Origin of the sequence: Nocardioides coralli (assembly GCF_019880385.1) — a bacterium.
GTDB lineage: Bacteria > Actinomycetota > Actinomycetes > Propionibacteriales > Nocardioidaceae > Nocardioides > Nocardioides coralli.
The window spans coordinates 1360930-1378268 of the sequence record NZ_CP082273.1 but is presented as its reverse complement, the minus strand read 5'-3'; the positions used below and the strand labels follow the sequence as shown (position 1 = coordinate 1378268).

The 17339-nt window shown below is 71.0% G+C and carries 17 protein-coding genes and 1 other RNA gene; 9 read left to right on the top strand and 9 right to left on the bottom strand.

Features of this window, described 5'->3' with window-relative positions; genetic code table 11:
- The first annotated feature begins 61 nt into the window (after positions 1–61).
- Complete coding sequence (locus tag K6T13_RS06735) at positions 62–1294, top strand: PQQ-dependent sugar dehydrogenase (protein WP_222897732.1); 1233 nt, start codon at positions 62–64, stop codon at positions 1292–1294.
- 31 nt (positions 1295–1325) lie between these two features.
- Here K6T13_RS06735 and K6T13_RS06730 read toward each other — a convergent pair whose 3' ends face one another.
- Both K6T13_RS06730 and K6T13_RS06725 read right to left on the bottom strand, forming a co-directional pair.
- On the bottom strand, positions 1326–1610 hold the full coding sequence (locus K6T13_RS06730; RefSeq protein ID WP_222897731.1) for a hypothetical protein: 285 nt from the start codon (positions 1608–1610) through the stop codon (positions 1326–1328).
- Between the two features lie 3 nt (positions 1611–1613).
- Entirely contained in the window at positions 1614–1808 is a 195-nt protein-coding gene (locus K6T13_RS06725) for a hypothetical protein (protein ID WP_222897730.1), read from the bottom strand.
- A gap of 23 nt (positions 1809–1831) precedes the next feature.
- On the opposite strand from K6T13_RS06725, the gene map reads away from it, so the two are divergent.
- From map to rnpB, 6 genes are all read left to right on the top strand, one after another.
- Positions 1832–2689, top strand: coding sequence for a type I methionyl aminopeptidase (map, locus tag K6T13_RS06720; RefSeq protein ID WP_222897729.1), 858 nt, complete (start codon positions 1832–1834; stop codon positions 2687–2689).
- Positions 2690–2704: 15 nt separating this feature from the next.
- A complete protein-coding gene (locus K6T13_RS06715; protein WP_222897728.1) occupies positions 2705–3241 on the top strand; it encodes a hypothetical protein in 537 nt (178 codons plus the stop codon).
- Positions 3242–3395: 154 nt separating this feature from the next.
- Positions 3396–4988 carry a circularly permuted type 2 ATP-grasp protein gene (locus K6T13_RS06710; protein WP_222897727.1) on the top strand — a complete coding sequence of 531 codons (1593 nt, stop codon included), beginning with the start codon at positions 3396–3398 and terminating at the stop codon, positions 4986–4988.
- The gene (locus K6T13_RS06705) at positions 4982–5914 is read left to right on the top strand and encodes an alpha-E domain-containing protein (RefSeq protein ID WP_222897726.1); all 933 of its coding nucleotides are present in this window, start codon (positions 4982–4984) and stop codon (positions 5912–5914) included. Before K6T13_RS06710 ends, K6T13_RS06705 begins: the two co-directional genes overlap by 7 nt.
- Positions 5914–6753, top strand: a complete 840-nt coding sequence (locus tag K6T13_RS06700; RefSeq protein ID WP_222897725.1) for a transglutaminase family protein — start codon at positions 5914–5916, stop codon at positions 6751–6753. Before K6T13_RS06705 ends, K6T13_RS06700 begins: the two co-directional genes overlap by 1 nt.
- Before the next feature lie 35 nt (positions 6754–6788).
- Positions 6789–7181: RNase P RNA component class A (rnpB, locus tag K6T13_RS06695), an RNA gene on the top strand.
- A gap of 131 nt (positions 7182–7312) precedes the next feature.
- Here the strand turns inward: rnpB and K6T13_RS06690 are convergent.
- Both K6T13_RS06690 and K6T13_RS06685 read right to left on the bottom strand, forming a co-directional pair.
- Entirely contained in the window at positions 7313–8758 is a 1446-nt protein-coding gene (locus tag K6T13_RS06690) for a hypothetical protein (RefSeq protein ID WP_222897724.1), read from the bottom strand.
- A 196-nt stretch (positions 8759–8954) separates the two neighbouring features.
- Positions 8955–11084 (bottom strand): DEAD/DEAH box helicase, encoded by a 2130-nt coding sequence (locus tag K6T13_RS06685; RefSeq protein WP_222897723.1) that lies wholly within the window; start codon positions 11082–11084, stop codon positions 8955–8957.
- Positions 11085–11632: 548 nt separating this feature from the next.
- On the opposite strand from K6T13_RS06685, the gene K6T13_RS06680 reads away from it, so the two are divergent.
- Positions 11633–12970: an HNH endonuclease signature motif containing protein gene (locus K6T13_RS06680; RefSeq protein ID WP_222897722.1), complete on the top strand. Its 1338-nt coding sequence runs from the start codon at positions 11633–11635 to the stop codon at positions 12968–12970.
- A 12-nt stretch (positions 12971–12982) separates the two neighbouring features.
- Here the strand turns inward: K6T13_RS06680 and K6T13_RS06675 are convergent, their stop codons facing one another.
- Genes K6T13_RS06675 through K6T13_RS06665 form a run of 3 tightly spaced genes read right to left on the bottom strand, consistent with a single transcriptional unit; the run spans position 12983 to position 15103 of the window.
- Positions 12983–13324, bottom strand: coding sequence for a DUF2200 domain-containing protein (locus K6T13_RS06675; RefSeq protein WP_222897721.1), 342 nt, complete (start codon positions 13322–13324; stop codon positions 12983–12985).
- Positions 13321–13620, bottom strand: coding sequence for a hypothetical protein (locus K6T13_RS06670; RefSeq protein ID WP_222897720.1), 300 nt, complete (start codon positions 13618–13620; stop codon positions 13321–13323). The genes K6T13_RS06675 and K6T13_RS06670 overlap by 4 nt, the downstream gene beginning before the upstream one ends.
- Positions 13621–13654: 34 nt before the next feature.
- Positions 13655–15103: an RNB domain-containing ribonuclease gene (locus K6T13_RS06665; RefSeq protein WP_222897719.1), complete on the bottom strand. Its 1449-nt coding sequence runs from the start codon at positions 15101–15103 to the stop codon at positions 13655–13657.
- A 23-nt stretch (positions 15104–15126) separates the two neighbouring features.
- Here K6T13_RS06665 and yaaA point away from each other — a divergent pair, with 23 nt between their 5' ends.
- The gene (gene yaaA, locus K6T13_RS06660) at positions 15127–15897 is read left to right on the top strand and encodes a peroxide stress protein YaaA (RefSeq protein WP_222897718.1); all 771 of its coding nucleotides are present in this window, start codon (positions 15127–15129) and stop codon (positions 15895–15897) included.
- Positions 15898–15912: 15 nt separating this feature from the next.
- Here the strand turns inward: yaaA and K6T13_RS06655 are convergent, their stop codons facing one another.
- Both K6T13_RS06655 and K6T13_RS06650 read right to left on the bottom strand, forming a co-directional pair.
- On the bottom strand, positions 15913–16602 hold the full coding sequence (locus K6T13_RS06655) for a histidine phosphatase family protein (protein ID WP_222897717.1): 690 nt from the start codon (positions 16600–16602) through the stop codon (positions 15913–15915).
- Entirely contained in the window at positions 16603–17316 is a 714-nt protein-coding gene (locus K6T13_RS06650) for a zinc ribbon domain-containing protein (protein ID WP_430228212.1), read from the bottom strand. It lies immediately after the preceding gene.
- Positions 17317–17339: the final 23 nt, after the last annotated feature.

The window sequence follows — 17339 nt, the reverse complement described above, 5'->3', positions numbered from 1 at the left end:
CCTCCGAGTGGGCGCTGTCCAGTGACCAACGACGCACCCGGCCAGGGGTTACCGTTCCGCCATGCGTCCCCTCCTCCCCGCGCTGGCGCTCGTGCTGACCGTCACCGCCTCCCCCGCCTGCGCCGCCGACGAAGCCCCCCGCCGCCCGGCGGCCGCCGACTCCTCCTCGCCCGCGGCGAGCCCGTCGGCCACCTCCACCTCCGCCGGCCCCACGGCCAGCCCGCGGCCCAAGGCGATGCCCGGGCTGCGCGTACGCCGGCTGGTGACCGGTCTCGACAACCCGTGGGACGTGAAGCGCCTGCCGGGCGGCACGCTGCTGGTCACCGAGCGGGACCGCGCCCGCCTCTCCTCCTACTCGGGCGGCAGCCGCCGCACCGTGCGGTTCCCCAGCTCCCGGATCTGGGTCCTGGGGGAGACCGGACTGATGTCGCTGGAGGTCGACCCGGACTTCCGGGACAACCGCCGCTTCTACACCTGCTCAGGCTGGGAGAAGCGGGGCGGCGGCCACGACATCCGGGTGATCGCCTGGCGCCTCAACGCCGCGGAGAACCGGGCGCGCCGGGTGGAGACCCTGCTGTCCGGCATCCCGACGTCGACGCGCGGCTTCCACGGCGGTTGCCGGCTCCTGGTCGCCCGCAACGGGTCGCTGATGGTCAGCACCGGCGATGCCGGCATCGGCAGCGCTCCCCGCAACAAGAACTCCTTCGCGGGCAAGACGCTCCGGCTCAACCGGATGACCGGGAAGCCGTGGCCCACCAACGCCTTCGTCGACTCGCGGCGGACGCGGCAGCGCTACGTCCACACCTTCGGACACCGCAACGTCCAGGGCCTGGCGCAGCGACGCAACGGCACCGTCTGGTCCGTCGAGCACGGCCCGGACCGCGACGACGAGGTCAACCTGCTCCGCAAGGGCGGCGACTACGGGTGGCACCCGGTACCGGGGTACAACCAGACCGTCCCCATGACCGACCACAGCCTCCCGGGCAAGCAGCGAGGGGCCAAGTGGCGCTCCGGGACCCCGACGCTCGCCACGTCGGGGGCGACGTGGGTCTACGGCAGGCGCTGGGGCAAGCTCCACGGAACCCTCGCCGTCGCGGCCCTCAAGTCCAACCGGGTGGTCTTCATGAAGTTCGGGCCGAAGGGTGAGCTCAAGTGGACCCGCACCCCCAAGCCGCTACGGCGTCTGGGCCGGCTCCGCTCGCTGACGCAGACGCCGAACGGCGACCTGCTGGTGACCACCGACAACGACGGCGGCACCGACGCGATCCTGCGGGTCCGGGCGCGGCAGCCCTGAGGCCTGGTCAGAGGCGGGGTCAGAGGCGGGGTCAGCCGTTCCAGTCGAAGACTGCGGCCCCGCCGGCCACGACCGCGAACCACACGACGGTCATGCCGACCGGCAGCCACGGCACCCATGTGGGGTGCGGGGTGAACCAGCGGACGGCCACCACGAGGCCGGCCACCCAGACCAGGCTGAGCACCAGCACGACGTACCAGGGCGTCGCGAGGATGCTGGCTCCGATCAGGAAGGCCACGCACGCCATCCCGATCATCCCGGCGAAGGGCCACGGTGAGGCCTTGGCGGGCCGTGAGGGCGTCGGGGGGAGGCTCAACGCTCAGTCCTCGAGGTCGTCGTTCCACCTCGGGTCGTTGTCCCACTCCTCGTTGCGCTCCTCGACCTTGTCGAGCGCCCGCGCCGCCTCCGCCTCGGTGGCGTAGGGGCCGAGCCGGTCGGCGCTCTTGCAGCCGTCGGCACCCTCGACGGTGTGGTGCTTGAGGCAGAACCAGTACTCCGCGCCGTCTGAACCCATGCCCCGGAAACTACACTCGCCCCATGCCTCTCGCAGCCCCCATCGCCCCCGGCGTGGTCTCCGCGCGCCGTCCGGTCCCGGCGAGCATCGTGCAGCCCGAGTACGTCGACCAGCCCATGCCGGAGGAGTACGCCGGGAGCGAGGTCAAGGACGCCGAGACGATCGAGCGGATGCGGGTCGCCGGCCGGCTGGCCGCCCAGGCGCGCGACCTCGTCGGCTCGCACGTCGCGCCGGGCATCACCACCGACGAGCTCGACCGGATCGGCCACGAGTTCCTCTGCGACCACGGGGCCTACCCCTCGACGCTGGGCTACAAGGGCTTCCCCAAGTCGCTGTGCTCCAGCGTCAACGAGGTCATCTGCCACGGCATCCCCGACGACCGGCGGGTCGAGGACGGCGACATCGTCAACATCGACATCACCGCCTACCTCGACGGCGTCCACGGCGACACCAACGCCACCTTCCTGGCCGGTGACGTCGACGAGGAGTCGCGGCTGCTCGTCGAGCGCACCCGCGAGGCCCTCGACCGCGGCATCAAGGCGGTCCGGCCCGGCCGCGCCATCAACGTCATCGGCCGGGTGATCGAGAGCTACGCCCGCCGGTTCGGCTACGGGGTGGTGCGCGAGTTCACCGGCCACGGCATCGGCACCGCCTTCCACTCCGGCCTCGTCGTCCCCCACTACGACGACCCGCGCTTCGACGACGTCATCGAGGTCGGCATGACCTTCACCATCGAGCCGATGCTCAACCTCGGCACCCACGAGTGGGAGATGTGGGACGACGGCTGGACCGTCGTCACCCGCGACCGCCGCCGCAGCGCCCAGTTCGAGCACACGCTGCTGGTGACCGAGTCCGGCGCCGAGGTCCTCACCCAGCCGTAGCCATCGGCCCCCGACGTGACCGAGCGGCCCTGGACGTGGGCGGACCTGCGCCGGCCGCTGGTCGCCCTGACCGCCCTGGTCGCCTTTGCGCTCACCCTTCCCCTCGCGGTGGTGGGCAGCTGCAACGTCCACGAGCTCGGCCACGCGGCTGTCGGGACCGCGCTCGGCTGGGAGGTCGACCGCGTCGTACCGTGCCTCCCGTCCGGTGGCGAGGTCCGCTACCTGTCCTCGGACGCCGCCGGTGATGCCGTCGAGGGCTGGGCCGGTGGGCTGGCCGGCGCCCTCGCGCTGCTCGTGGCCTACGCCCTCGTCTGCCGGGGTGGTCGACCGCTGAGGAGCCCCGTCGCGTGGGCGGCCGGGCTGGCACTCTCGGTGCCGGTCGGCGTCCAGCTGGTGATCGCCGCCGTCGAGGGATCGGCAGGCCTCGGGGAGGACTACACCGACACCATCGCCGCCCACACGGGAGTGTTCGTGCCGGTGCTGCTGCTGGGGGCTCTCACCGGGCCGACCGCGCACGTGTGGTGGTGGCGGGTCCGTGCGCGGAGATCCTGACCGGCCCGAGTGGCCGGCGGCGCGCCCCCGAACGGTGCCGCTACGGGCCTGGGTCTCGACGCGCCGTCGTGACCTCGCAGGCTCGGTCGCGGTCTTGCTCAACCCACCGACCCACGCCGCGCGCTCCTCCGTCGCGCCCGGCTAGGGTCGGTGCATGACGGCCATGTTCGAGGACTACCAGGGGTCGGACGGTCCGGCCTTCGACGAGATGTTCGACGGACCATCGCTGCGGGCGCCGTACGAACGGCTGCGCGCCTCCCTCCACGACGTCACCGTCCCGGAGCTCGCAGGCCGGCTGGAGTCGCTGCAGACCAGCTACCTCGACCAGGGCGTCACGTTCGACATCGGCGGAGAGGAGCGGGCCTTCCCGCTCGACATCCTCCCCCGCGTCATCGAGATGGAGACCTGGTCGACCATCGAGCACGGCGTCCAGCAGCGGGTGCGGACCCTGGAGCGCTTCCTCGAGGACGTGTACGACGCCGGGCAGGTCTTCCTCGACGGGGTCGTGCCGCGCAGCGTCGTCGCCACCTCCTCCCACTTCCACCGGGCCTCCGCCGGGATCCGTCCCGCCAACGGCGTGCGGGTGCACGTGTCCGGCATCGACCTGATCCGCGACAACGCCGGCGAGTTCCGGGTCCTCGAGGACAACGTCCGCGTCCCGTCCGGGGTGTCCTACGTGATGACCAACCGGCGGGCGATCGCCTCCGCGCTGCCCGAGCCGTTCGCCGAGCACCGGATCCGGCCCGTGGCGTCGTACCCCCAGCGGCTGCTGGCCGCCCTCCGCGCCGCCGCTCCCGCCGGTGTCGCCGACCCGACCGTCGCCGTGCTGACCCCGGGCGTCTACAACGGCGCCTACTTCGAGCACGCCCTGCTCGCCCGCACCATGGGCGTCGAGCTGGTCGAGGGCCGCGACCTCGAGTGCCGCCGCGGTCGGTTGATGATGCGCACCACCAACGGCCTGGAGCCGGTGCACGTGATCTACCGCCGCGTCGACGACGAGTTCCTCGACCCCGTCCACTTCCGCGGCGACTCGCTGCTGGGCTGTCCCGGCCTGATCGACGCCGCGCGCGCCGGTCAGGTGACCATCGCCAACGCGGTCGGCAACGGCGTCGCCGACGACAAGCTCGTCTACACCTACCTCCCCGACCTGATCCGCTACTACCTGTCCGAGGAACCGATCCTCAACAACGTCGACACCTGGCGGGTGGGTGACGCCGACGCCCGCGAGGAGGTCATGGACCGCCTCGACGAGCTCGTGCTCAAGCCCGTGGACGGCTCCGGCGGCAAGGGCATCGTGATCGGGCCGCGTGCGGACAAGAAGGAGCTCGACGAGCTGCGGACCAAGGTGCTCGAGGACCCCCGCGCCTGGATCGCCCAGCCGGTCGTGCAGCTCTCGACCGTGCCCACGTTCGTCGACGGCCGGCTCGGGCCGCGCCACGTCGACCTCCGGCCGTTCGCGGTCAACGACGGCAACCGGGTGTGGGTGCTGCCCGGCGGCCTGACCCGCGTCGCGCTGGCCGAGGGCGAGCTGATCGTGAACTCCTCCCGCGGTGGTGGCTCCAAGGACACCTGGGTCCTCGCCGGCACGGGCTCCGGCAGCCGGCCCCACCACGTCGAGCAGGACCACCTGGCGCCGCCCCAGAGCACCGGCCCGGCGATGGACGACCTCACCAGCACCGTCGAGCAGCAACAACAGCAGCAACAGCAACGGACGACCCCGGGCGACGAGGAGGTCGCGACGTGCTGAGCCGCATCGCCGAGTCCATGTTCTGGATCGGCCGCTACGTCGAGCGTGCCGAGGACACCGCGCGGATCCTCGACGTCCAGACGCAGCTGCTGATGGAGGACTCCGCCGGCGAGGAGGAGGTCACCTGCCGCAACCTGCTGTCGATCATGGGGGTGCCCGCACCCGCCGACACCCCGGTCGACACGGCGTTGATGCTGGAGATGCTGGCCTACGACAGCACCTCCCCCGCCTCGGTGGCGGCCGTGCTCGGGGCCGCCCGGGAGAGCGCCCGCCGGGCACGCGAGACGCTCTCGGTGGCGATGTGGGAGGCGCTCAACACGACGTACCGTGGCGTGGCCTCCGGCCAGTTCCGGATGCTGCGCGGCCACAACACCTACCGCTGGGTGCGGGACCGGGCGGCGCTGATCAACGGCGCCGCCGACGCGACGATGACCCGCGACGAGGGCTGGCAGTTCATGGTGCTGGGCCGCAGCATCGAGCGGGCCGACATGACCTCGCGGCTGGTCGCAACCGCGGCCCTCGCCGGCGGCATCGGCGCGCCGTGGACGAGCACGCTGCACGCCTGCGGCGGCTACGAGGCGTTCCTGCGCACCTACAAGGGGCTCGAGACCGAGCGCGGCGCGGCGGAGTTCCTGCTGCTCGACCGGTTGTTCCCGCGGTCGGTGGTGTTCGCGCTCAACCGGGCCGAGCAGTGTCTCGACAACCTCGAGGCGTCGGGCTCGCGGGCCGGCATCAGCAACGACGCGCAGCGGCTGCTCGGTCGTACCCGCGCCGAGCTGGAGTACCGCTCGCTCTCCGACGTGCTGGCCGACCTGCCGGCGGAGATGGAACGGCTGCAACGCACGTGCGCACTGGCGACGGAGGCGGTCACCCGGCGGTTCTTCGCCGGGGCCGAGACCAAGGACTGGTCGGGGGTCAGGATCTGATGGAGCTGAAGATCGTCCACACGACGGGGTTCGAGTACGAAGGCAAGGCGACCGCGTCCTACAACCAGGCGCGGATGACGCCGCAGACGACGCCGGAGCAGCTCGTGGTGCACACCCGGCTCGAGGTCTCGCCGACGCCGTGGACCTACGAGTACCGCGACTACTTCGGCAACGAGGTCACGGCCTTCGAGGTCCTCGACCCGCACGAGTCGATGACGGTGACCGCGACGTCCACGGTGCACACCCAGCGGGGCGCCGGCCCGGAGCCGCGGCTGTCGTGGGAGGACCTCGCGGCGCCCGAGGTCGCGGACCGCTGGACCGAGTACCTCGAGCTGCCCGACATGGTGGCGCCGCCCGAGGACTTCGCGCGGCGGGTGCAGGAGATCCGCCGTGACGCCTCCCGCCCCGGTGAAGCGGCGCGGGCCGTGTGCGACCTGGTGCACAGCGAGGTCGAGTACCAGACGAGCGCCACCGACGTGTTCTCCTCGGCGGCGGACGCCTGGGAGGCCGGCGGCGGGGTGTGCCAGGACATGGCCCACCTGGTGATCGGTGGGCTGCGGACGCTGCGGATCCCGGTGCGCTACGTCTCGGGCTACCTGCACCCCACGACCGACCCGGTGATCGGCGAGACCGTGCAGGGCGAGTCGCACGCCTGGGTGGAGTGGTGGGACGACGGCTGGCACGGCTTCGACCCCACCAACGACCTCGAGCCCGGCGAGCGTTGGGTGGTGGTGGCCACCGGCCGCGACTACCTCGACGTGAAGCCACTGTCGGGCATCTTCTCCGGCGGCGGTACGTCGTCGATGTTCGTGCAGGTGGATGTGACGCGGCTGGCCTGACGCGGCCCCCGCCTGTGCCAGAATTGGCGGGCGGACGGGCTGGTCGGGCGACCGCGTCGTACCCCTCGCGGGGTGCGCCGAGGAAGGTCCGGGCTCCGAAGGGCAGGGTGGTGGCTAACAGCCACCCGGGGAGACCCGCGGGACAGTGCCACAGAAAACAGACCGCCGGGCCTCTCGAGGACCGGTAAGGGTGAAACGGTGGTGCAAGAGACCACCAGCGGTCCGGGCGACCGGACCGGCTCGGTAAACCCCACCCGGAGCAAGGTCAAGAAGTCCGGCACCTCGGTGCCGGGCGCGCGTGCGACTGAGGGCGGCCCGCCCGAGCACGCGGGTAGACCGCTGGAGGCGGCCGGCAACGGTCGTCCTAGATGGATGGTCGCCCCCGTCGTGAGACGGGACAGAACCCGGCCTACAGACCAGCCCGTCCGCCTCAATTGCACCCTCAGAGGCTGACTCCAATCCGCGTACCTGCCCAGACTGAGTGGGCGCATGGGATTCGTTGAATAGTTGACTATCGAGCTACGGATTCCGCCCTCGCCTATAGGCATCGACCTAGCCCCTATATGGCATGACTGGACAAGACTCGGTGGAGATGACCGGGATTGGCGAGGACATCCAGCATGTAAAGGAACCCGAGACCTGCGATCTCATGTGGGATTCGCCCGTCATGTTGAGCGAGGAGAGAGTTCGTCTTGCCCTTGGAGTTGTCTCTATTGGAGCCATGCCCGTGGGTTGCGTCTCGCAAGACCTTCAGATAATGGGCTGCCGCCGTGTCGAGGTTCAGCCAGCGCTCGGAACCACGATCGTCGCGTATGCGGATTTGGTCCCCGGTCAACCCGCGGAGGAAGAACCCCTGCTGGACCTCGATAAGCGCTGCGACAGCTCGTCTTGGGCCCCACAGGAGCAGCTCTTGGGCGGAGGCGGGCATCGATTGCTCAAGGCGTTCGATCGTCTTAGCCGCGAACACTGACGAGCAGTGCTTCTCGATCGGCCTGGCGGTGATTCGCTGAAGGGTGTCCAGGACAGAGAACAACAGTGCCCGAGAAGCTTGCGTATCTCGAGCGGCGCCCTGGATCGACACAACGCGAGTGAAGAGCTGTTCGAAGGTAAGCAGCGCATGTAAATGGGTAGTGGCGCGGTAGTTGCCGTCGCGGTCCGCGAATACCGATGGATCGGTGAGCACACCGAACAGATCATCGAGTCGGTCGGTCCACCATGCGACCGCCGAACCGTAGGCACCTTTTGATGGGCGAGGACGGGGTGCTTCGCGCTCATTTCCGTAGGTCGGCAAGATCTGCAGCAACTCGCTCGCCTCCGACCGGGTACCAATAAGCGTTACCCCGAGATCGACTATCAGCACCCCATGGTTCCTCGGCACAAGCAGACACCAAAAGTATGGGCTCAGACAGCCGGCAAGAGGGCCGAAGAACACCTCCAGCATCAGCATGCCGCTGTGGAGATCGAACGCGGCGGCGAATCCTGGGTCGTCACCCGATTCTGGAGCGAGGCTCGGGACCTCGCCCTCGGTCAAACGTTCGTCGTACTCGAAGCGCAATAGCACGGATGGAAGTTTGATCCGATGCGTCATTGCTGGGTCCCGTTGTGCCAAGTGGACGCCGGCGTCCTCGAACGGCCGCGATGCAGGGTCGTCCGCAAGAGGGACGTCGCGAATCGCGTCGAACGCGACCGTGAGGACGCTAGGGAGTTCCGCGTCTGGCGCCACCATTGCTGAGAGTTTCACATGCGTGAACATGTCGACGATCTCCGAAGACTCGTCCAAACGTTCGCCCATGGCATTCACACGCTCGATGGCCTCAGCTCCCGCCTCGAACGTGGCACCGCGGGCGGGTGAGCCCAGTACCTCAAGGATTTGGCTCGCGATACCGGCCCCAGCAAGCCTCCTGTAACGCAGCAGCCCGGGGCGGGCCTGCCTCAGGTAGCGCTCCTCGGTACAAACTCGCCACGCTCCAGGCCGCCCGGAGACAGGGTTCCCCTTCAAGCGCATCCACTCGAGTAGACCTCTCGCATTCCCTCCGAACAGGAGAGCTGGAACGACAAGGTCCACGTATCTGGATGCGGCCCGATCCTCCATAACGCGACGCTACCGCGGCGGTCGCGATGCGGAGCCGGTTCGCGCTGTCCGTCCATCCGCCGCTATGACGGCCAAGTAGTGCGGCGTCAACAGGGCTAACCAGGTCGCGTCAGGAGGCGTCGGGCGCTGTTGCAAGGGCATTGGTCAGCATCGACACCAACGCTTCGACCTGGATGTCGGCCGACGAGACGACCTCCTCGTCCGATCCGTCGAGCGCCCGGCCGGCGAGCCCGGCCTTGGTGTCGATCAGCTCGGCGATCCTCGCGTCGATGGTCTGCGCGGCGATGATCCGCCAGGCCGTGACGGGCTCGGTCTGACCGATGCGGTGCACCCGGTCGATCGCCTGGGTCTGCTCGGCGTTGGTCCAGGAGAGCTCAGCGAGCACGACGTTCGAGGCGACCTGGAGGTTGATCCCGACACCGGCAGCCGTCAACGAGCAGATGATGACCCCGACGTCGGGATCGTTGACGAACGCGTCGATGGCCTTCTGGCGTGCCGTCGAGGTCTGGTCGCCGCGGATGGTGGTGTGGCGGATGTCGTGCTTGGCGAAGGTCTCCGCCGCCGTGTCCATCACGTCGAGGTGCTTGGCGAAGAACACGACCTTGCCGGCACTGCGCGCGAGCTGGGCGGCGTAATCGGCGGCGAGCTCCGCCTTGGCCTGCCCGATCTTGCGCACCATCGTGAAGACATTGTCCCCGGTGGTCTCGTCGCCCCCCTCGGCCACTTCGCGTTCGGCCACGAGCCGGACGAGCGCGTGGTCGATCCCGTCGGTGACCTCGCCGGTACGTCGGTGCTCCAGCGCCGCCTGGTAGCGACCGACCAGGCGTTGGGCGAGCTGCTTCTCGGCCTGGCTGATCGAGCGCCCGGCGGCTCCCTCGAGCTCCACCGGCAGGTCGGCGATCCGACGTGCCGGAATGTCTGCGGCCACGTCGACCTTGCGTCGACGGACGATGCCGAGGTCGATGACGGCGGACCGCGCGGCCGGGTAGAACGCATGGTCGGCGGGCGTGAAACCGGTCTTCTCGAGGGCCGCCGTCAGCTCGTCTCCGGGCCGGCGTTCCTCGATCCAGCCGAGGAACTGCCAGATCGCCCGGAAGTCGTCGATGTCGTTGACCAGCGGGGTCCCGGTCAGTGCCATCAACAACGGCCGGCTGACCCGCTTCCGGATCCGGTCGGAGACCTCGATGACGTGCTGGGACCGCTGCGACTTCTTGTTCTTGATGTAGTGCGCCTCGTCGACGACCATGCCCCGGAACCCGTGGTCCCCGATCCAGTCGACGTGCCGGTCGAGCACCTCGTAGTTGACCACCACGATGTCGGCGAACCCGTCGATCGTCTGACCGTCGCCGTGGATCACGGTCACCGATCGACCGGGGGTCCACTGCTGCGCCTCGCGGGCCCAGTTGGTCTTCACCACGTTGGGTACGACGGCCAGCAGTGGGTAGGCGTTCGCGACCTGTGCGGCCAGCAGTGCCTGCGCGGTCTTGCCGAGCCCGGGCTCGTCGGCCAGGAGGAACGTCCGGTGGCCCGCTGACGCAGCGGCCAGCAGCCGCGCCTGGTGGGCCATGAGATCCAGGCCCTTCGGCGCCGTCGTACCGCGGGGCTCCGGTAGCGCCATGCAGGCCGGGGCACCCGGAGCAGGGTGCTCGAAGGCATTCAGGATGGGCCCGATCAGCTCCCACCCAGCCAGGTGGCCCTGCACCTTGGCGCTCGCCCGTGAGAAGTCCGGGGTCAGGAACGGGTTGGCCAGCTGAGCAGCGCGAACCGACGGCGGCGGCGGTGGTGCCTTCCTCTCGGTGGGTTGCGGAGCCGTTGCAGGCGTGGCGACCTCGTCGTCCTGAGCGGGAGCGATCCCCGCCGCGTGCCGCATCTCGCGCATCAGACGCTGCGTGGTCTCGGATACGTCGCCGTCGAGCTCGGCGAACAACGAGGGCTCGCGCGCCACGATCTGCGCCAGGATCGTGGCCACCCCGTCCAGACGCTTGCGATCGTTGTTCGCGCGTGCCTCGGGGACCGACGAGTCGCCCTGGATCCGGGCTCGCTCCTCACGGACGAGCAGCGCGACGGCCTGCAGTCGGGAACGCTGGCCCGCCGTCAGCTGCCGGCGCTCGACCGCGGCCTCGACCTCCCGGACTGCCTTGGCAAGTACCGGGATCAGCCCGTCGTCGTCCTGGCGTCGCCGCGAGCGATTCCGGGAGCTCCTGTCCGCTCCGGATCGATCGACTCGTCTCCTGGCCAACCAGCAACCTTCCTCTTCATCGCAGCCCGCGCCGGAGGCGAACGGGAACCGCTCCGACGCCCTGTCCGGCCGCCGGCAGACCTAGCAGGGCGGCCCGCCTCGCTGAAGGCGCCCAGCTGCGCCTCAGCGGCGATGCATCGGTGGGCGAACCGCATCACGACCGCGGGGACGGTTCCGACTCCGTCGCCCGGCGCCTGCCAGAGCTCCAGCGTAGAAGATGGGCACCCAGGCACGGAAACCCGCACCAGCGGGTGACCCAGACGCAGCGCTTTCGGACGTGGCGAAGCCCGTGAGGTCTCGAGGGCGCCGGGGTTGTCAGTGGTGGCGTCTAGGTTGGAACCAGGTTCGAACCAGTGATGCGACACCGTGGGTTCGGGCCGGGAGCCCTTCGGGTTCCGCCTCCCACAGGCACACCGTGTCGCGCACCGTGGGACCCACCGTCTGGGTGGGGTGGTGCGGTTACCCCGGGCGGGGGTATGCCGTGGCCGGCAGGGACTCGCCGGGTCGCCGTTGACAGATGCGCGCGTTCCAGGAAGGAGGCACCCCCGTTGCGGCACCACCACCCCGACGACCCCCACGGCCACGACGCTGCCTCCACGGACTGGCGTGCTCCGGGATGCGACGCCGACGCGTCGCCGGTGGTGACCGAGGTGCTGGACCGGCTCGACACGGCGTTGGCCGACCTGGGTGAGCTGGCGCTGGCCGGGCTCGCGCCGGCGGACGTGACCCGGCTGCTCGACGCCACCACCCGGGCAGCGGGCCGGCTGACGGCGGCGACCTGTCGGGTAGCGCGGGAGGCCGACCGGCGGCGGATCGCCGATGACACCGGTGCCCGCAACACCCCGGTCTGGTGGGCCCACCGCACCCGGATCACCCGCGCCGAGGCCGCCCGCACCCACACCCTCGCCCAGCGGCTGGAGTCCGACCGCCACACCCCCACCGCGACCGCCCTCGCCGCGGGACGGCTGCACGCCGACCAGGCCGGCGTCATCGTCGCCGCCGTCGACGCCCTCCCCGACACCGTCACCGACGACCTCCGGGCCCGGGCACGTGACCACCTCCTGACCGCGGCGGCGGACTTCGACGCCCGCGCGCTGCGGATCCTCGGCCGGCGGATCCTCGACGTCATCGCCCCCGACCTCGCCGAGTCCGAAGAACAACGCCGCCTCGAAGCCGAAGAAGCAAAGGCCACCGCGAAGGCCCGCATCACCTTCCACGACGACGGCCACGGCACCTGCCACGGCCGGTTCACCCTCCCCACCCACCTCGGCGCGCTCTTCAAGGAACAGCTCCACGCCCTGGCCAACCCCCGCCGCCACCACCCACTGGGCACCCCCGACACCGACGGCGTCCAAGACGGGATGCCGGGCCCGGTGATCACCCCCGAACTCCTCGGCCGGGCACTCATGGCCTACGTCGAGCACTACCCCACCGACCGGCTCCCCGGCCACGGCGGCGGCGGCTTCGAGCTGGTCGTCACCCTCGACCACGACACCCTCCTCACCGGTCTCGGCGCCGCCACCCTCCCGGACGGTGGCCGGATCAGCGCCGGCGAAGCCCGCCGCCTCGCCTGCCAGGCCGGCATCACCCCCCTCGTCCTCGGCGGCGACTCCCAACCCCTCGACCTCGGCCGCACCAGGCGCCTCTTCACCCCCGCCCAACGCCGCGCCCTGGCGGTCCGCGACCGCGGCTGCACCACCGAGGGCTGCGGTCTCCCCGCCTCCGTCTGCGACGCCCACCACGACCACCCCTGGTCGGTCGGCGGCCCCACCGACCTCACCAACGCCCGCCTGTTGTGTCCGAGGCATCACCGGCTCGCCCACGACCGCCGCTACACCACCCGCACCAACCCCAGCGGAAGGATCAGCTTCCACCGACGGACGTAGGCCGACCGACGTTCAGCCGCGCAGCACCTTCTCCATCGCCTTGCCCTTGGCGAGCTCGTCCACGAGCTTGTCGAGGTAGCGGATCTGCTGCATCAACGGGTCCTCGACCTCCTCCACCCGCACCCCGCACACCACACCGGTGATCAGCGACGCGTTCGGGTTGAGCGACGCGTCCGCGAAGAAGTCCTCGCACGTCGTCCCCGCCTCGAGGTGCTGCGCCAGTGCTGCGTCGTCGAAGCCCGTCAGCCACCGGATGACCTCGTCCAGCTCTTCCTGCGTCCGGCCCTTCCGCTCCACCTTGGTCACGTAGTGCGGGTAGACGGAGGCGAACGGCATCGCGAAGATCCGGCTCATCCCGGCATCGTAGGTCCGTCCGAGGCGGGCTCCAGCCGGGACGCCGGCAGCCACTCCTCCACCACCACCCAGCCCGAGACCTCCTCCACCGGGTGCACCACCCGCCCGTGCCACCCGTCGGCCCGCTGCCCCCACCCCAGCAGCAGCCCCGGCAACCGCCCCGCCGGATGTCCCAGCACCCAGCAGTGCCGGATCGGAGGCGGGACGGGGGCAGCCGCGGCCGCCTCCCCACGCATCGCGGCCGACCGCTCGGCCAGGCTCCCCAGCTCGGGACGCCGCCGCATGCCACCCGCCATGGCAGCAGCGTATCGAACACGTGTTCGACACGGGTCAGGACAGGGTGAACTCCACCCGGCGCTCCTGCGGGTCCGCAGCCGACAGCTGGACGGTCACGTCCTCACCCAGCGGCAGCTCGCCGTCACCCGTGACCCGCGCCTCGATCGCCGGGTCCTTCACCGTGACCGCGCCGCGCGAGGTGTCCTCGTGGTCGACGTCGACCACCACGGCCGGGAAGGTCTCCCCCACCCGCTCGTGCAGCAGGATCGCCTCGACCAGGTTGATGACGGCGTTCTCGTAGCGGTTCGCCAGCGTCCCCGACCGCTGCAGCGTCCCCGGGAGGTCGTGGAGCCGCTCGGTCACCCAGCCCGGTACGTCGTCACCGGCACACAGCGCGAGGCAGATCTCCCCGGCGTACCGGTCCCCCAGCCGGCGCAGCGGCGCCGTCACGTGGGCGTACTCCGAGGCCAGTGCCGCGTGGCGCGGGTCGGCCGGTACCTCACCGTCGAACCCGACGTAGCCCGCACCCCGCAGCAGCCGCGTGCACGCCATCACCATCGCCGCGTGCTTCGGCTTCGACGGGTCCAGGGTCCGGATGAAGTCCGGGTAGAGCAGCTCCGCCGGCCAGTCGATCCCCAGTGCCTTGGCGGTGCGGTGCAGCCGGGTGACGTCGTGCGGCTCCGGCTCCGGCAGGGTGCGCAGCAGCCCCACCCGGGCGTAGACCATCAGCGACGCCGCCGCGAAGCCGGTCAGCAGCGAGATCTGGGCGTTCCACCGCTCGACCGGGAGCTGCTCGCGGAACTCCAGGTCGAGGTGGTCTCCCTCGACGTCGACCTCCTGCTCGGGCAACGGCAGCGATACCCCGCCGCGGGCCGCCTCCCGGGCCAGCCGGAGCTCGCCGACCTCCCCGAGCAGCTGCAGCGACTCCGACGCCGACCCCTCGTCGAGCATCCGCTGCGCCTCCTCGTAGGACAGCTTCGCGCGCGAGCGCACCAGCGCCCGCTCCACAGTGACGTCGGTGCCCTCACCGGTGTCGTCGACGTGGATCGTCCACAGCAGCGCCGGCCGGACCTGGTCGGGCAGCAGCGAGGCGGCGTCCTCCGACAGCGCGGGCGGGTGGAGCGGCACCTTCGAGTTCGCGCCGTAGAGGGTCTCCCCGCGCCGGTGCGCCTCCTCGTCGACCGCGTCACCCGGCGTCACGAACGCCGCCACGTCGGCGATCGCGTAGTGCACGACGTACCCCTCACCGTCCCGCTCGAGGTGGAGCGCCTGGTCGAGGTCCATCGCGTCCTCGGGGTCGATGGTGACCATCTCGAGGTCCGTGCGGTCCAGCTCGGGCAGTCGCGGGTTCTCCGCCGCCTTACGCGCCGCCGCCTCCACCTCGTCAGGGAAGTCGGGGCTGACCTCCAGCTCCTGCTGGATCCGGGCGATCCCGTCCTGCAGCGCGGACGCCGCCGCGCCCTCGCGTCGTGACCGGAGCCTGACCACTCGGTTGCTCGGCATGGTCAGCACCCTAGCCTTGCCCGGTGCTCATCCTGCTCCCCCCGAGTGAGGGGAAGACCGCCCCCGCGCGCGGCAAGCCGCTCGACCTCGCAGCCCTCTCCCACCCCACCCTCGGTGAGGTACGCCGGCGGGTGCTCGACGCGCTGGTGGCGACCAGCCACCGCGAGGACGCGGCCGACGTGCTCGGCCTCGGGCGGACCCAGCAGGACCTGATCGACCGCAACCGGACCCTCACCACCGCCCCCACCGCCCGCGCCGACCGCGTCTACACCGGGGTGCTCTACGACGCGCTCGGCTTCGACAGCCTCTCCCCCGCGGCCCGGCGCCGCTCGGCCACCCGGGTCGCGGTCACCTCGAGCCTGTTCGGGCTGGTGCGACCGACCGACCGGATCCCGGCGTACCGCCTCTCCGGCGACGCCACCCTCCCCGGCCTCGGCGGCGTGGCGGCCACGTGGCGCGAGGCGTTCCCGACCGCGGTGAGCGAGTCGCTGGGCACCGGCCTCCTGGTCGACCTGCGCTCGGGGACCTATGCGGCGTTCTGGAAACCGGGGCCCGAGCTCGCCGACCGCGTGGCGACCGTCCGCGTCCTCCACGAGGTGGACGGCAAGCGGTCGGTGGTCAGCCACTTCAACAAGGCGACCAAGGGCCGGATCGTCCGCGCGCTGCTCGAGCACGGCGGCAACCCCCGCACCCCGTCGGCCCTCGCACGGCTGCTCGGCGAGCTCGGCTGGCGGGTCGAGACCGCCGCCACCGGCTCCGGCACCCGGCTCGACGTCGTCGTCGACCAGGTCTGACGCGTCAGAGGAGGGTCACCAGGGCCGGGGCTCCAGGAACGCCGGCCGTCCCGGCGGCACCCCGTTGAACATCCGCAGTGACGGGTGCGGCGCCCGGTCGGGCTGGGGGTAGAAGGAGAGCACGGTGACCGAGGCGGGGGCGAGCTCCATCCGGAACAGCGCCTCCAGCGGAGCCCCCATCGCATGGGCGACCATCACCTTGATCGGCGTGACGTGGCTGACCACGACGAGGGTGTTGCCCTCGTGCTCCTCGAGCACGGGGTGCAGCCGGCCGAGAACGCGTTCCTCGACCGAGCGGAACGACTCACCGAGCCCACCGCCCGGAACCCGGTCGAGCTGGCCCAGCCACTCCTCGAGCTCGGACCGGTGGTGCTCGGCGACCTCGTCGAAGGTCATGCCCTCCCAGACCCCGAAGTCCATCTCGGCGAAGGCCGGGTCCTCGACAACGGGGACACCGAGCACGTCGGCGACGATGTCGGCCGACTCACGCGTGCGCAGCACCGGCGAGCTGATCATCGACCCGACCTGCCCCGCGAGCGGAAGCAGCCACTCGGCGGTCTCCTTGACCTGGGCGCGCCCCTCCTCCGAGAGCCCGGGGTTGTGGCCGGCGAGGCCGCCGGAGAACCGGCGCTCGGTGGTGTGGGCGGTGACCCCGTGCCGGACCAGCACCAGCGTGGTGGGCTGCGACGGCTCGGGCAGCGCCACCTAGAGCCCGCTCTCGGCGGTGCGGACCAGGATCCGCTGGCACTCCTCGCAGCGGATGACCTCGTCGCTGGCCGCCGACCGGATCGTGGCGAGCTCGGCGGCGTCGAGGGTCAGCCGGCAGCCGCCGCACTGACGGGCGCGCAGCGCCGCTGCGCCGATGCCGCCCTTCTGGTCGCGCAGCCGGTCGTAGAGCTTGAGGAGGTCCTCGGGGAGCCCGTCCACCGTGGGGGCCCGATCGGCCTCGACACCGGCGAGGTCGGTGTCGATGGCGGCGGTCTTCTCGTCGCGGCTGGTGGTGAGCGAGGCGATGCGCTCGTCGGTCGCGGTCACCTCGACCATGAGGGAGTCGAGGGTGCGCTGGGCCTCCTCGAGCTGCTCCATGACCTCCAGCTCCTGGTCCTCCAGGGTGGTGATCCGGCGGTCGAGCGACTCGAGCTCGTGGAGCATCCGCTGCAGGTCCTTGGGGTTCGAGACCAGGCCCTGGTCGATCTTCTCCTGGTCGCGGGTCTTGCGGGCGCGGGCCTGCTCGACGTCGGCGTCGATCTTGGCGCGCTCGGTCTCGAGGTCGTCGACCGTCATCTGGGCGTCGACGAGCTGGCCGTCGAGCTCGGCACGTGACTTCTGCTGCGCCTCGATGTCGGCCAGCTCGGGGAGGGTACGCCGCTGGTGGCGCAGCTGGTCGGCCCTCGCGTCGAGCTCCTGGAGGTCGAGCAGCTTCAGTTGGGCGAAGGGGTCGG

What these genes read in the sequence shown, in the direction of transcription:
- K6T13_RS06670 (WP_222897720.1), bottom strand. Translation starts at nt 13,620, where the DNA reads ATGGCGGGTGGCATGCGGCGGCGTCCCGAGCTGGGGAGCCTGGCCGAG.
- K6T13_RS06675 (WP_222897721.1), bottom strand. Translation starts at nt 13,324, where the DNA reads ATGAGCCGGATCTTCGCGATGCCGTTCGCCTCCGTCTACCCGCACTAC.
- K6T13_RS06665 (WP_222897719.1), bottom strand. Translation starts at nt 15,103, where the DNA reads ATGCCGAGCAACCGAGTGGTCAGGCTCCGGTCACGACGCGAGGGCGCG.
- K6T13_RS06725 (WP_222897730.1), bottom strand. Translation starts at nt 1,808, where the DNA reads ATGGGTTCAGACGGCGCGGAGTACTGGTTCTGCCTCAAGCACCACACC.
- K6T13_RS06735 (WP_222897732.1), top strand. Translation starts at nt 62, where the DNA reads ATGCGTCCCCTCCTCCCCGCGCTGGCGCTCGTGCTGACCGTCACCGCC.
- K6T13_RS06710 (WP_222897727.1), top strand. Translation starts at nt 3,396, where the DNA reads ATGACGGCCATGTTCGAGGACTACCAGGGGTCGGACGGTCCGGCCTTC.
- K6T13_RS06690 (WP_222897724.1), bottom strand. Translation starts at nt 8,758, where the DNA reads ATGCGCTTGAAGGGGAACCCTGTCTCCGGGCGGCCTGGAGCGTGGCGA.
- map (WP_222897729.1), top strand. Translation starts at nt 1,832, where the DNA reads ATGCCTCTCGCAGCCCCCATCGCCCCCGGCGTGGTCTCCGCGCGCCGT.
- K6T13_RS06700 (WP_222897725.1), top strand. Translation starts at nt 5,914, where the DNA reads ATGGAGCTGAAGATCGTCCACACGACGGGGTTCGAGTACGAAGGCAAG.